The organism is Janthinobacterium sp. 1_2014MBL_MicDiv (assembly GCF_001865675.1).
Lineage (GTDB): Bacteria > Pseudomonadota > Gammaproteobacteria > Burkholderiales > Burkholderiaceae_D > Janthinobacterium.
In genome coordinates this window covers 5151382-5165429 of record NZ_CP011319.1, presented here as the reverse complement: position 1 = coordinate 5165429, position 14048 = coordinate 5151382, and the positions used below count along the sequence as shown (strand labels likewise).

Annotated in this window: 8 protein-coding genes, 2 tRNA genes and 1 rRNA gene; 10 read left to right on the top strand and 1 reads right to left on the bottom strand. The window is 59.5% G+C overall.

Annotated features, from left to right (window positions below; translation table 11 throughout):
- The first annotated feature begins 18 nt into the window (after positions 1-18).
- The 7 genes from YQ44_RS22240 (at position 19) to YQ44_RS22210 (ending at position 9622) form a co-directional block, all read left to right on the top strand.
- Positions 19-915: a beta-propeller fold lactonase family protein gene (locus tag YQ44_RS22240; protein ID WP_232250970.1), complete on the top strand. Its 897-nt coding sequence runs from the start codon at positions 19-21 to the stop codon at positions 913-915.
- A 335-nt stretch (positions 916-1250) separates the two neighbouring features.
- Positions 1251-2771, top strand: coding sequence for an aldehyde dehydrogenase (gene adh / locus YQ44_RS22235; protein WP_071325244.1), 1521 nt, complete (start codon positions 1251-1253; stop codon positions 2769-2771).
- Between the two features lie 53 nt (positions 2772-2824).
- Positions 2825-3214 carry a DUF779 domain-containing protein gene (locus YQ44_RS22230; RefSeq protein WP_071325243.1) on the top strand — a complete coding sequence of 130 codons (390 nt, stop codon included), beginning with the start codon at positions 2825-2827 and terminating at the stop codon, positions 3212-3214.
- 49 nt (positions 3215-3263) lie between these two features.
- Positions 3264-5009, top strand: coding sequence for a methanol/ethanol family PQQ-dependent dehydrogenase (locus YQ44_RS22225; protein WP_257786864.1), 1746 nt, complete (start codon positions 3264-3266; stop codon positions 5007-5009).
- A gap of 288 nt (positions 5010-5297) precedes the next feature.
- Positions 5298-6458, top strand: coding sequence for a porin (locus YQ44_RS22220; RefSeq protein ID WP_232250969.1), 1161 nt, complete (start codon positions 5298-5300; stop codon positions 6456-6458).
- Between the two features lie 58 nt (positions 6459-6516).
- Positions 6517-8622, top strand: a complete 2106-nt coding sequence (locus YQ44_RS22215) for a 4Fe-4S binding protein (protein ID WP_232250968.1) — start codon at positions 6517-6519, stop codon at positions 8620-8622.
- Positions 8612-9622: an FAD:protein FMN transferase gene (locus YQ44_RS22210; protein WP_071325240.1), complete on the top strand. Its 1011-nt coding sequence runs from the start codon at positions 8612-8614 to the stop codon at positions 9620-9622. The genes YQ44_RS22215 and YQ44_RS22210 overlap by 11 nt, the downstream gene beginning before the upstream one ends.
- A gap of 1 nt (position 9623) precedes the next feature.
- Here YQ44_RS22210 and YQ44_RS22205 read toward each other — a convergent pair whose 3' ends face one another.
- Positions 9624-11567, bottom strand: a complete 1944-nt coding sequence (locus YQ44_RS22205; RefSeq protein ID WP_071325239.1) for a sigma-54-dependent Fis family transcriptional regulator — start codon at positions 11565-11567, stop codon at positions 9624-9626.
- 641 nt (positions 11568-12208) lie between these two features.
- Between YQ44_RS22205 and YQ44_RS22200 the strand changes: the two genes are divergently transcribed.
- The 3 genes from YQ44_RS22200 to YQ44_RS22190 all read left to right on the top strand — a co-directional run bounded on the left by YQ44_RS22200 (position 12209) and on the right by YQ44_RS22190 (position 14008).
- Positions 12209-13739, top strand: a 16S ribosomal RNA gene (locus YQ44_RS22200).
- Between the two features lie 98 nt (positions 13740-13837).
- A tRNA-Ile gene (locus YQ44_RS22195) sits at positions 13838-13914 on the top strand.
- A gap of 18 nt (positions 13915-13932) precedes the next feature.
- Positions 13933-14008, top strand: a tRNA-Ala gene (locus YQ44_RS22190).
- Positions 14009-14048 lie beyond the last annotated feature (40 nt).

Sequence of the window (14048 nt, the reverse complement as noted above, 5' to 3'; positions counted from 1 at the left end):
CTGCCTGTGTTGGCCAGCATGGCGGTCCAGGCCGCTCCTTTTGCCTATGTTCCCAATGAAAAATCGGGCACCCTGAGCGTGATCGACACGGCTACCGACCTGGTGGTACGCCAGATTGCGGCGGGCAAGCGTCCGCGCGGCATCGCCGCTGATCCCGGCGGCCGGCAATTGTTTGTCACGGACGCGGCCAGCAGCGCCTTGTTGTTGATCGATAACGCGGCTGGCACGCCCATGCGCAGTGTGGCGCTGGGCAAGTCGCCCGAAGGCGTCAGCGCATCCCTCGACGGCAGCCATGTCGCCGTGGCCGTCGAGGAAAACAATAGCGTGGCGCTGATCGATGGCCATACGGGCGACTTGCTCGCGGATATCAAGGTGCAAGGACGTAACCCGGAACACGCCGTCTTCAGCCCGGACGGGCGCTGGCTGCTGGTCGGTGCGGAAGAGGCCGAGCAAGTCGACGTCATTGATGTGGCGCAACGCCGCCAGGTGGCTTCCATTGCCGTGGGCCTGCGCCCGCGCGGCATCGGCTTCAGCCCCGATTCCACCCGCGCCTACGTGGCGTGCGAGCTGGTCAATGGCGTGTACGTAATCGACATGATGCAGCGCAAGGCCATCGCCACTATTCCCGCTGGCAAGAATGCGAATGGCATCGTCGTCCATCCCGGCGGCAAGCAGCTGTATGTGTCGAACGGTATCGACGGCACGGTAATGGTCATCGATACGAGGAGCAACAAGGTGACGGCGACTATCCCCGTCGGCAAGCGTCCGTGGAATATGGCCATCACGCCCGACGGCGCCAAGCTGTACGTGGCCAATGGCCGCTCGAACAGCGTGTCTGTCATCGACACGGCCAGCGCGCGCAAGGTGGCCGATATTGCCGTGGGCGAATTACCGTGGGGCGTGGTGATTCGCTAGGCACAGCTGTTCCAGTCTGGCACACCTGTTCCATTGTGCAGCGGACGCGGACTCGAGCCCGCAAATGGCCAGGCTGGTGCGGATTGGAGCAGGGTATTGGCGCCTTGTTCAAAAACGCAAACGCTGCGCCGTGGCCAGGCTGCCCGCACCTGACGGGAATCAATGCGCCGATATTGACGCCGCTCCCTTGTAACAGCAGTAAAACCCGCTAAGTTTGTAGTGGGGTGGCGAGCTGGCACGGCATTTGCGGAGGACTGCGTGTACTCACCCCATCTGTACCAGGACGTTTGACTTAAGCAGCAATATTCCAATTCTACAAACCGATAGAGGACGACATGAATCTCGCAGACATCAGCAAACTGGGCGTCGCCAACCCTTTCAAGCAACGTTACGATAACTACATTGGCGGCAAGTTCGTGGCCCCCGTCAAAGGTGAATACTTTCCCAACATTACGCCGATCACGGGCTTGCCGTTTTGCGAAATTGCCCGCTCCACGACGGAAGACGTCGAGCTGGCGCTGGACGCCGCCCATGCCGCCAAGGAAGCCTGGGGCAAGACGTCGCCTGCCGAGCGCGCCAATATCCTGAACCGGATCGCCGACCGCATCGAGCAAAACCTCAGCCTGATCGCCACGGCGGAAACCATCGACAACGGCAAGCCCATCCGCGAAACGATGAATGCCGATATTCCGCTGGCCATCGACCATTTCCGCTACTTCGCCGGCTGCATCCGCGCCCAGGAAGGCTCCGTCGCGCAAATCGATGCGGAAACCTATGCCTATCACTACCACGAGCCGCTGGGCGTCGTGGGCCAGATCATCCCCTGGAATTTCCCGATCCTGATGGCCGTGTGGAAACTGGCGCCGGCCCTGGCCGCCGGCAATTGCGTGGTGCTGAAACCGGCCGAACAGACGCCGGCTTCCATCATGGTCTTGATCGAGCTGATCGGCGACCTGCTGCCGCCGGGCGTGTTGAACATCATCAATGGTTTCGGCCTGGAAGCGGGCAAGCCGCTGGCGTCGAGCAAGCGCATCGCCAAGATCGCGTTTACGGGCGAAACGGGCACGGGCCGTCTGATCATGGGTTACGCGGCGCAAAACCTGATTCCCGTCACCCTGGAATTGGGCGGCAAGTCGCCGAACATCTTCTTTGAAGACGTGATGGATGCCGATGATGACTATTTCGACAAGTGCCTGGAAGGCTTCACGATGTTTGCGCTGAATCAAGGCGAAGTGTGCACCTGCCCATCGCGCGTACTGATCCAGGAATCGATCTACGAGAAATTCATCGAACGGGCCCTGAAGCGCGTGGCCGCCATCAAGCAGGGCAATCCGCTCGATACGGCCACCATGATCGGCGCCCAGGCGTCGCAGGAACAGCTGGAAAAAATCCTGTCCTACCTCGATATCGGCCGCCAGGAAGGCGCCGAGGTGCTGGCCGGCGGCGAGCGCAACACGCAGGCGGGCGATCTCGAGGGCGGCTATTACGTGCGTCCAACCGTATTCAAGGGCAACAACAAGATGCGCATCTTCCAGGAAGAGATTTTTGGTCCCGTCGTGTCCGTCACGACCTTCAAGGATGAGGCTGAAGCCTTGGCGATCGCCAACGACACCCTGTACGGCCTCGGTGCCGGCCTGTGGACGCGTGACGGTTCGCGCGCCTTCCGCGTGGGCCGCGCCATCCAGGCGGGCCGCGTATGGACGAATTGCTATCACCTGTACCCGGCCCATGCCGCGTTCGGTGGCTACAAGCAATCGGGTATCGGCCGCGAAAACCACAAGATGATGCTCGACCACTACCAGCAAACGAAGAACTTGCTGGTGAGCTATAGCCCGAAAGCGCTGGGCTTCTTCTAAACCGGCAACAGGCGCCGCGCCCTTAGCCAGGAGCGGCGCGCAGAAAGGATGCCATGAGTGCAGCAATTGCCAGGGTGGTCGCCACCGATGCGGCGCTGGAGATGATGGACAGGTTGCGCGAGCGTCACGGCCCGTTGATGTTTTTTCAGTCGGGCGGCTGCTGCGACGGCAGCACGCCCATGTGCTACGCGCTGGGCGAGTTCGATATCAGCGACACCGATATCTATCTCGGCAATCTGAATGGCACGCCGTTCTACATGGGACTCGAGCAATTTGCATACTGGGAGCATACCCAGTTGATTATCGACGTGGTCGATGGCAATGGCGGCATGTTTTCACTCGACAACGGTACGGGCAAGCGCTTCCTGACGCGTTCGCGCCTGTTTACCGATGAAGAGTGCGCCTTGCTGCATGCCCAGCCGCGTGAACACGGCAGCACTTGAAACATACACATACTAATAACAGAGGGAGATGATTGTGCAGAAAAAAATCATGGGGGTAGTCGTCAGTGTGGGTTTGGCATCCCTGGCGTCGTTGGCCCAGGCGGTCGACGTCGGCAATGTCACCAGTGCCATGCTCGACAGCACGGCGAAGAATCCAGCGAGTATCTTGTCGTTTGGCATGGGTACGCAGGGGCAGCGCTATTCACCGTTGACGCAAATCAATGACAAGACCGTGGCCAAGCTGGTACCGGCCTGGTCGTTCTCGTTTGGCGGCGAAAAGCAGCGCGGCCAGGAATCGCAGCCATTGATTCACAACGGCAAGATGTTCGTCACGGCTTCGTATTCGCGCATCTTTGCCATCGACTTGAAAACCGGCGCCAAGCTGTGGAAGTACGAACACCGCTTGCCGGACGGCATCATGCCCTGCTGCGACGTGGTCAACCGCGGCGCGGCCCTGTTCGGCAACCTGGTGATCTTCGGCACGCTCGACGCCTACCTGGTGGCGCTGGACCAGAACACGGGCAAGATCGTCTGGAAGGAAAAGGTCGACGATTATGCGGCCGGTTACTCGATGACGGCCGCGCCCCTGATCGCCGAAGGCTTGCTGCTGACGGGCGTGTCGGGTGGCGAGTTCGGCATCGTGGGCCGGGTCGAAGCGCGCAACCCCATGACGGGCGACCTGGTGTGGAGCCGTCCCACGGTGGAAGGCCATATGGGCCACCGCTACGACAAGGATGGCAAGGCCAGCGACAATGGCATTTCCGGCACGGCGAACAAGACGTGGCCGGGCGAGTTGTGGAAAACGGGCGGCGCCTCGACATGGATGGGTGGCACCTACGATCCGCAAACCAAGCTGGCGTACTTCGGCACAGGCAATCCGGCGCCATGGAACAGCCATTTGCGCCCCGGCGACAATCTGTATTCGTCCTCCACCGTGGCGCTCGACGTCAAGACGGGCCAGATCAAGTGGGCGTATCAGAACACGCCCAACGATGCCTGGGATTTTGATGGCGCCAACGAGTTCGTCACCTTCGACATGGATGGCAAGCGCTACGGTGGCAAGGCCGACCGCAACGGCTTTTTCTATGTGATCGACGCCAGCACGGGCAAACTGCAGAACGCGTTTCCGTTTGTCAAGAAAATCACCTGGGCCAGCAGCATCGACCTGAAAACGGGGCGGCCGAACTTCATCGCCGCCGGCCGTCCTGGCGACCCGACCAAGGGAGAGGAGGGCAAGAAGGGCACGACCGTGTTTGCCGCGCCGGCTTTCCTCGGTGCCAAAAACCAGATGCCGATGGCGTACTCGCCGCAAACCAAGCTGTTCTATGTGCCGGCGAATGAATGGGGCATGGATATCTGGAACGAGCCGATCAGCTACAAGAAAGGCGGCGCTTTCCTCGGCGCCGGTTTTACCATCAAGCCCCTGTTTGACGACTACATCGGCGCCATGCGTGCCGTCGATCCGAAGACGGGCAAGATCGTATGGGAAATCAAGAACAATGCGCCGTTGTGGGGGGGCGTGATGAGCACGGCCGGCAACCTGGTGTTCTACGGCACGCCGGAAGGCTTCCTGAAAGCCGTCGATGCGAAGACGGGCAAGGAGCTGTGGAAGTTCCAGACCGGTTCCGGCGTCGTGGCGCCGCCCGTCACCTGGCAGGATGGCGACACGCAATATGTCGCCGTCGTTTCCGGCTGGGGCGGCGCCGTGCCGCTGTGGGGTGGCGAAGTGGCGAAGAAGGTCAACTTCCTCGAGCAGGGCGGTTCCGTATGGGTCTTCAAGCTGGCATCGAAGTAATGGGGTGAAGCGCCCGGGCCACTCGGATGGGTGTCTCCCTGTCCGCCGGGTGTTTTCTTTTTGCTGACGGTCCAGGCCGTCAGTTTTTTGTTTACTTGCCAGCGGCAAGCGCTGGCGGCGGTCAAAAATTGAACACCGTCAGCAGCGACTGGTCCGCCGTTGCACACATTGAAAACGGATTTCCCCTTTCTCCGCCTTGTGTATTGCTGGGCACGCTTATTGCCAAAGATTGAGCTACATCAATCACTGGTGTGCACACTAAAAACACAGAAGAAAAGGGGAGAAAACATGAACGCATTCATCAAGCTGGGGAGCCTGGGGGCCATGACTATCGCAACGATGGGACAGGCGCAAGCCGTCGATATCAAGGCCGGCGACTGGACCGTGTCGGTGGGCGGCATCGTCAACGCCTACTACACGCAAGTGTCGTGCTCGGGCGACGCGGTGGGCGGGCTGGCGCTGGGCGGCCGGGCGCTCGGTTGCGGCGGCGAGAAGGACCGCACGACGATCGGCAACGGCTTGCTGCCGAATGGCTTGATCACGTCCGCCTCGTCGCGCCTGGGCGAGTACGATGTGAAAGCCTTGATCGGCATCTATAACTCGACCGCCACGGACAGCGCCATCAGCCAGAACAGCGTCGTCGATGTGCGCCAGGCATTCTTTACGTTCGGCAACGAGCACATGGGTACCTTCAAGCTGGGCCGCGACTACGGCATGTTCGGCGCAAATGCCATTCTGTCCGACATGACTTTGCTGGGTTCGGGCGCCCCCGTGCAGGCCACGCAGCGGGGCCGGGTGACCCTGGGCCATATCGGCGCAGGCTACACCTATCTGGGCAACTATGGCCAGATCATGTACACCTCGCCGAAGTCCGGTGGCTTCGGTGTCGACGTGGCCTTGGTCAGCCCCGTCTCCGATACGCCCATCGTGGCAGGCCCGACGTATTCCTCGAAGTCGAGTCCGCAAGTGCAGGCGCAGCTGACGTATGCGCAGGACGGCTTGAAAGCCTGGCTGGGCGTGAAGTCGCAAAAATTCACCTCGAAAACGACGGGTGTCGATGACCTGACGATGCGCGGGGTGGAAGTGGGCGGCTCTTACCAGATGGGTCCGGCAGGCGTGCTGCTCAATTTCCAGGGAGGAAAAGGGTTGGGCATCCTTTCCGATGCAGACCAGGGTGATACCAAGTCGAAGAACTGGCTGCTGCAAGGCACGTACAAGGCGACGGACAAGCTGAAACTGGGCTTGTCCTACGGCATCAGCAAGAACGATGACGATACGGCCGGTACGGGCGGCTTGAAGTCGAATGCCAACCTGACCCTGGGGGCGTATTACGCGCTCAATAGCGCCATCACCCTGGTGGGCGAACTGGGCCAGACGCGCTCGAAAGGCTTTGCCGGTGGTGAAGCGAAGATGAATGGCGTGTCCCTGGGCGGCATCATTTTCTTCTAAGCAATCAATGAATGCGGCGCCTTGCGACAGGGCGCCGCGCGGAGCACGGTACATGCGGATGATGCGGTTGTTTATCGGATGCTGGCTATTCCTGTTTATCCTGGGACAGGCGTGGGCGGGCGTGCTCGCCAAGGCCGAGCTGGTGCGGCGCTTTCCCGCGCCGCTCGTGGTGGGCGACAAGGAAACAGACTTGCCCGTCTGGCCCCTGTTCAAGCAAAACGCCACGGCCACGGAGCTGGTCGGCTATGTCTTTGAGTCGGTGGACCTGGCGCCCATTCCCGGCTTTTCCGGTGTTCCCGTCAATTTGTTGATCGCTATCAATCCACAAGGCGGGTTTCTCGATGTTGCCGTCCTGTCGCAGCATGAACCCGTGTTTCTCGATGGCCTAGGTGAAGCGCCGCTGTTTCAGTTCGTCAAGCAATACCAGGGTTTGTCGCTGAAGCAGAATATCGCCATCGGTGCGAAGAGCAAGCGCGCGCCAGACGCCACCCACGCCGATATCGATGGCGTGTCGAAGGCCACGGCCTCCGTGCGCATCATCAACCAGAGCGTGCTGGCGTCGGCCTTGAAAGTGTCGCGCAAAAAACTCGGCTTCGCGCAAGGCCGCGATCCGGACCAGATCGCCCGCATCCGCCTGGAGGTGCAGCAGAAGCTTGATGTCGCGCAGATGCTAGGCCAGGGTTTGATCCAGCATGTGCGCCTGAGCAACAAGGACGTGGAAACCCTGTTTGCAGGCAGTGCCGGCGCGGGACTCGATGCCGAGGCTGCGCGCGACCCGGATGGCGTGTTCATCGACCTGTACCTGGCGTATGTTTCCGTCCCCACCGTGGGGCGTAATCTGTTGACGGAGCGCAGCTGGAACAAGCTGCGCAACCGGCTCGACGACGGCGATCACGCCATCCTCGTCATGTCGCGTGGCCGCTACAGCGTGCTGGGCGACGATTTCGTGCGCGGCACCGTGCCGGAGCGGCTGTTGCTGAAACAGGATGGTTTGCCGATCGACATGCGCGACCTGGACCTGGAATTACAGTTGGCGGATGCATCGCTGTTGCCGACGGAGAATGTCGCCGTGTTGCGTATCATCAGCCAGGCGGGACTCGACGCGGCCAGCCCGCTGGCGTTTACCTTGCCCATCACGCGCAGCAAGGGCATCGTGTATCCCGAACGCATCGCGCGCAACGTCGACTTCAGCTACCGTTTGCCGGCCGCGTTTTATACGGCGCCGCAAGGCGACGATGCCACGTGGCGCGGCACGTGGAAGGGGCGCAGGATGGAACTGATCTTGCTGCTGGCCGGGCTGGTGCTGCTGGCCGGCGCACTGGCCAGCCAGAAACGCCTGGTGCGCGATGGACGGCAGTTCGTGTGGTTCCGCCGCCTGTTCCTGCTATTTACCATCGGTTTCATCGGGTACTACGCGCAGGGACAGTTGTCGATCGTCAATCTCACGGGTGTCATCCAGGCAACGATGGCGGGACGCAGCCTGGGTTTTTTCCTGTTTGATCCGATGACGGTGATTTTGTGGATTTTCGTGTTGCTCAGTCTGCTGCTATGGGGGCGCGGCACGTTTTGCGGTTGGCTGTGCCCGTTTGGCGCCCTGCAGGAATTCACGGGCAAGCTGGGCCAGTGGCTGCGTCTGCCACAGTGGAAGGTCAAGCCGCGCCTGGACGGGCGTTTGAAATGGATCAAGTATGGATTGCTGCTGGCGATTCTTGGCAGCAGCTTTTTTGCCGGCCAGGTCACGGACCAGCTGGTGGAGCTGGAACCGTTCAAGACGGCCATCACCTTGAATTTCGCGCGCGCCTGGCCGTTTGTCGCGTATGCCGTGGGCTTGCTGCTGCTCAGCAGTGTTTCCTACAAATTCTTTTGCCGCTACCTGTGTCCGTTTGGCGCGGCGCTGGCCCTGCTGGGACGCTTGCGCCTGCTCGACTGGATTCCCCGCCGCAAGGAATGCGGCACGCCGTGCCAGACTTGCCGCCACCGTTGCGAGTATCAGGCCATTGCGCCGAACGGGAAAGTCGATTATGGCGAGTGTTTTCAATGCATGGATTGCGTGGTGATTCATGCCAGCGATGAAAAATGCGCGCCCTTGATGTTGGAGATCAAGCGTGCCCGCACCATCCCGATTGCCCGGGCCACGGCAGAGGAGAGCAGTAATGCAGCGTAGAACATTCATGTCCGCCGCCATCGGCAGCGTGGCAGGCATGGCGGGCTTGTGTCTGCCTGGCAGCATGGCGCGTGGCACGGCCAGCGCCTCCGGTGTGCGCCTGTATCGTGGTGCGGCGTTGGCGTTTGGCACGACCATCGCCGTCACCGTCCTGCACCGCGAGCAGCGCCAGGCCGAGCTGGCCATCGAAGACGCCTTGCATGCGGCGAGGAATATCGACCGCCTGATGAGCATTTACAGTCCAGCGAGCCAAGTCTTCCAGCTCAATCGCGATGGGCGGCTGTCTCGCCCCGATCCGCACCTGCTGGCCGTGCTGGCACAGGCGCAAGCGTTGTCGCAATGGAGCGATGGTGCATTTGATGTCACGGTGCAACCGTTATGGCAGCTGTTTCGGGCTGCGGCCGGCGAGGCAAGCTTGCCGCTCGATGCGCAACGGCGCGCGGTGCAGGCGCGGGTAGGGTGGCGGCAACTGGCGTGGAATAGGCGCGAAGTGCGTTTTCTTCAGCCTGGCATGGCGCTGACCTTGAATGGTCTGGCGCAAGGTTACGCGGCGGACATGGCGCTGGCCGCCGTGCGGGCACGGGGCGTGCGGCATGCGCTGCTCGACACGGGCGAGTTCATCGCGCGGGGGCAGCGTGCCGTGCGTCAACCCTGGACCCTGGGCATCCGGGATCCGCGCGACAGTGAAATTCTCACGGCCACGTTAAAAGTGGAAGGGCGCAGCGTGGCCACCTCCGGAGACTATGAGTGCACGTTTACGCCAGACTTTGCGCATCATCATATCTTCGACCCATCGAGCGGCGATTCGCCGCTGGAATTGGCCAGCGTGACCGTGGTGGCGCCTACGGGCTTGCTGGCCGACGGCTTGTCGACCACATTCATGGTGACGGGCGCCGCACGCGCGCATGCGATGACTGCGCAAATGGACGGCGTCGACTTGATGACCATCGACAAGCAGGGCCGGCGCAAGATGTCGCCCGGCTTTCCCCGTCTACTTTAGGTTATTTCAGATGCGGTACCTTGCGATAGATCGTATTGCGCGACACGCCCAGGGCCCGTGCCGTAGCCGAGACATTGCCGCCGTGGGCATCGAGCGATTTGAGGATCACGCTTTGCTCCATTTCCTCCAGGTTGGCGCCGGCGGCGATCATGCGGTCGGTGCTGGCGCTGGTGGCACTGGCTTGCGTCATTTCAATATCGTCGAGGAAATCATCGGGCATGTGGCGCAAACAGATTTCGTGCTCGTCGCCGGCCATGACGATGGCCGTGCGCAGCAAATTGGTCAGCTGGCGGAAGTTGCCTGGCCATTTGTGCTGGTGGAACATGTGCAGGATGTCCGGCGCCACCGTGTAGCGCGTATCGGGCGCTTCCGTCGCCAGGATCTTTTTCACGACCGTGTCGAGGTCCGTGCGCTCGCGCAGCGGCGGCAGCTTGACCACCAGGCCATTCAGGCGGTAATACAGGTCTTCGCGGAACAGTCCCTTGGCCATGCGTTCGCGCAAATTGTGATTCGTGGCGCAAATCAGTTCCACATTCACGGTGATCGATTTGCTGCTGCCCAGAGGCGTGACCATGCGCTCTTGCAGCACGCGCAACAGCCGCGCCTGCAGGCCGAAGGGCATGTCGCCGATTTCATCGAGAAACAGGGTGCCGCCATTCGCCTGCAAGATCTTGCCGATGGCCCCTTTCTTGCGCGCGCCAGTAAAGGCCCCGTCTTCATAGCCGAACAGTTCGGATTCGATCAGGGTTTCCGGAATCGAGGCGCAGTTGACGGCGATGAATGGCCCCATGGCGCGTGGAGAATCATTATGGATGGCTTGCGCCAGCAATTCCTTGCCGGTGCCCGTTTCCCCCATCACGAGGATGGGGATGTCGCGCCCCAGCACCTTATTGACCTTCTCGATCACCAGTTCCAGTTGCGGATCGCCCGTGCGCAGGTAGCGCAGGCCGGACAGGCGCCGCGCCGCATTGGCCGCATGGCTGGCCGGCGCGGGTATGGCTGTCGGTACCGCGTTGATATCGCTGTGATCGGTGCCAGAAGCAAAGCCATGCTGGAAGACACTATTGCTCAGTCGTAGCTGCGCGCGACCATAGACGCGCACGCCGCTGTGCATGCACAGGTTTAGCAGGCCTGGTGCTGCCGTGCGGTAATGGTCGTACAGGGCGGAGACGGGCAAGCCGAACAGGGAGCTGAAGGTGTGCGACTGCAATGCTGCAAAGGAGAGACCCAACTGGAACAAGCCATTCTTGTTTGCCGACAGAAAGCGTCCACCAGGTGTGAACGAGGCGATGCCTTCCATCAAGGTGCCGATGAATTCCGGGCGCGCATGGAAATGCACGGTGATGGCATCCTCGAACGTGGCGGAGAATAGCTGGTTCTCGATCATCAGCGCCGACATGCGCACGAGGGCCATCGTATGCTTGTGGAAACTGCGCTGATCGCTCGAGACGTCCAGCACGCCGATGACATTGCCGCGGTGGTCGGTAATGGGAGCGGCGGAGCAGGTCAGGAAGTGATTGGCGGCCAGGTAATGCTGGTCCGCATGGACCAGGGTCGGTACTTTTTCCGTGATGGCCGTGCCGATGGCGTTCGTGCCGCGGCTTTGTTCCGACCATGCCACGCCCGGTTGCAGGGCAACCCTGTTGGCTTTTTCGAGAAAATCATCGTCGCCCAGGGAATGCACGATGACGCCGTTGGCATCCGTCAAGATCACCATATTGTGCGTATTGACGATCTGCTGGTACAGGGTTTCCATCGCCGGCAGCGCATGCGTGTGCAGCAGGCGGTTCTGCTCGATCAGCAGTGACAGGTCGGATTTGCCGGCCGGCGTGAAATCGGGCGTGGCCGTGGGTGACAGGCCGAAGGCCACGGAGCGCTGGTGGGACGTTTCGATGATGACGGGAACGTTGTCTTGTCCTGTGGCTGGTATATTCGCGTCCGCCATGGACGAAAACGGTGCGCTACGGTAAGTAGCTGACGGTTGATACATGATCTCGTTGCCTCCGTTGGGCCCTGTACCGCGGCGCTCTTTTGAATCGAGAGTGTTCCATAATGTAGCACCTGTCACAGATGGGAGCAAAGCAAAGCGAGCCGGGCTATCCCCAGTGTTGCTGCCAGGCTCAGAGTTGCTTCCATCGCTTGCCGATGCCTGTGGCTATATAAGCAAGCACAGTGCCAGCTTCACATGGCTGCAAAATAGCCCTTGCGGGACGTGCAGGGCTTGGCTATAATTCGCCCCCTCGCTGAACGACGCATGCAAATGCCGAGTGAAGCAGGGTAGAAAAGAAGGAGTTGACGGACGTAGCAAATTGCTTCATACTCTTCCTTCTTCGCAGCTGACAAACACAACGCTTTGTCGATAGCGCGAAAGCAGTAACCGAATACAGTTCTTTAACAATTAACAGTCGATAAGTGTGGGCATTTGATGTAAGTGCAGCGCTGCGTAAGCAGCGTCAAACTTAAAATATCAAATGTTCACAAGAAATAATGAAATAGGATACTTCTTCGGAAGTAGCCTGTCAGTTTTTTGAGTGAGCGACCCGTTAGAAATAACGGTGCCTGTAAAAGGGCAAAGTAACAGAGATTAAACTGAAGAGTTTGATCCTGGCTCAGATTGAACGCTGGCGGCATGCCTTACACATGCAAGTCGAACGGCAGCACGGAGCTTGCTCTGGTGGCGAGTGGCGAACGGGTGAGTAATATATCGGAACGTACCCTAGAGTGGGGGATAACGTAGCGAAAGTTACGCTAATACCGCATACGATCTAAGGATGAAAGTGGGGGATCGCAAGACCTCATGCTCGTGGAGCGGCCGATATCTGATTAGCTAGTTGGTAGGGTAAAAGCCTACCAAGGCATCGATCAGTAGCTGGTCTGAGAGGACGACCAGCCACACTGGAACTGAGACACGGTCCAGACTCCTACGGGAGGCAGCAGTGGGGAATTTTGGACAATGGGCGAAAGCCTGATCCAGCAATGCCGCGTGAGTGAAGAAGGCCTTCGGGTTGTAAAGCTCTTTTGTCAGGGAAGAAACGGTGAAGGCTAATATCCTTTGCTAATGACGGTACCTGAAGAATAAGCACCGGCTAACTACGTGCCAGCAGCCGCGGTAATACGTAGGGTGCAAGCGTTAATCGGAATTACTGGGCGTAAAGCGTGCGCAGGCGGTTTTGTAAGTCTGATGTGAAATCCCCGGGCTCAACCTGGGAATTGCATTGGAGACTGCAAGGCTAGAATCTGGCAGAGGGGGGTAGAATTCCACGTGTAGCAGTGAAATGCGTAGATATGTGGAGGAACACCGATGGCGAAGGCAGCCCCCTGGGTCAAGATTGACGCTCATGCACGAAAGCGTGGGGAGCAAACAGGATTAGATACCCTGGTAGTCCACGCCCTAAACGATGTCTACTAGTTGTCGGGTCTTAATTGACTTGGTAACGCAGCTAACGCGTGAAGTAGACCGCCTGGGGAGTACGGTCGCAAGATTAAAACTCAAAGGAATTGACGGGGACCCGCACAAGCGGTGGATGATGTGGATTAATTCGATGCAACGCGAAAAACCTTACCTACCCTTGACATGGCTGGAATCCCCGAGAGATTGGGGAGTGCTCGAAAGAGAACCAGTACACAGGTGCTGCATGGCTGTCGTCAGCTCGTGTCGTGAGATGTTGGGTTAAGTCCCGCAACGAGCGCAACCCTTGTCATTAGTTGCTACGAAAGGGCACTCTAATGAGACTGCCGGTGACAAACCGGAGGAAGGTGGGGATGACGTCAAGTCCTCATGGCCCTTATGGGTAGGGCTTCACACGTCATACAATGGTACATACAGAGCGCCGCCAACCCGCGAGGGGGAGCTAATCGCAGAAAGTGTATCGTAGTCCGGATTGTAGTCTGCAACTCGACTGCATGAAGTTGGAATCGCTAGTAATCGCGGATCAGCATGTCGCGGTGAATACGTTCCCGGGTCTTGTACACACCGCCCGTCACACCATGGGAGCGGGTTTTACCAGAAGTAGGTAGCTTAACCGCAAGGAGGGCGCTTACCACGGTAGGATTCGTGACTGGGGTGAAGTCGTAACAAGGTAGCCGTATCGGAAGGTGCGGCTGGATCACCTCCTTTCTAGAGTTTGCACGAATCAGTAATGATTCACGCATCAAATGTTCACACTTATCGGCTGTTAGTAAGAGAAGAAACAGTAGTCGTAGTAGCACCGCGTTGGGGCTGTAGCTCAGCTGGTTAGAGCACCGTGTTGATAACGCGGGGGTCGTTGGTTCGAGTCCAACCAGCCCTACCAGTTAAGTAGTAAATCTCAGGGGGATTAGCTCAGCTGGGAGAGCACCTGCTTTGCAAGCAGGGGGTCGTCGGTTCGATCCCGTCATCCTCCACCACGTTTTACCAAAAGCGCAAACGTAAATCAGTGTTGATCAC

What these genes read in the sequence shown, in the direction of transcription:
- adh (WP_071325244.1), top strand. Translation starts at nt 1,251, where the DNA reads ATGAATCTCGCAGACATCAGCAAACTGGGCGTCGCCAACCCTTTCAAG.
- YQ44_RS22240 (WP_232250970.1), top strand. Translation starts at nt 19, where the DNA reads ATGGCGGTCCAGGCCGCTCCTTTTGCCTATGTTCCCAATGAAAAATCG.
- YQ44_RS22225 (WP_257786864.1), top strand. Translation starts at nt 3,264, where the DNA reads ATGGGGGTAGTCGTCAGTGTGGGTTTGGCATCCCTGGCGTCGTTGGCC.
- YQ44_RS22220 (WP_232250969.1), top strand. Translation starts at nt 5,298, where the DNA reads ATGAACGCATTCATCAAGCTGGGGAGCCTGGGGGCCATGACTATCGCA.
- YQ44_RS22230 (WP_071325243.1), top strand. Translation starts at nt 2,825, where the DNA reads ATGAGTGCAGCAATTGCCAGGGTGGTCGCCACCGATGCGGCGCTGGAG.
- YQ44_RS22210 (WP_071325240.1), top strand. Translation starts at nt 8,612, where the DNA reads ATGCAGCGTAGAACATTCATGTCCGCCGCCATCGGCAGCGTGGCAGGC.
- YQ44_RS22215 (WP_232250968.1), top strand. Translation starts at nt 6,517, where the DNA reads ATGATGCGGTTGTTTATCGGATGCTGGCTATTCCTGTTTATCCTGGGA.
- YQ44_RS22205 (WP_071325239.1), bottom strand. Translation starts at nt 11,567, where the DNA reads ATGGCGGACGCGAATATACCAGCCACAGGACAAGACAACGTTCCCGTC.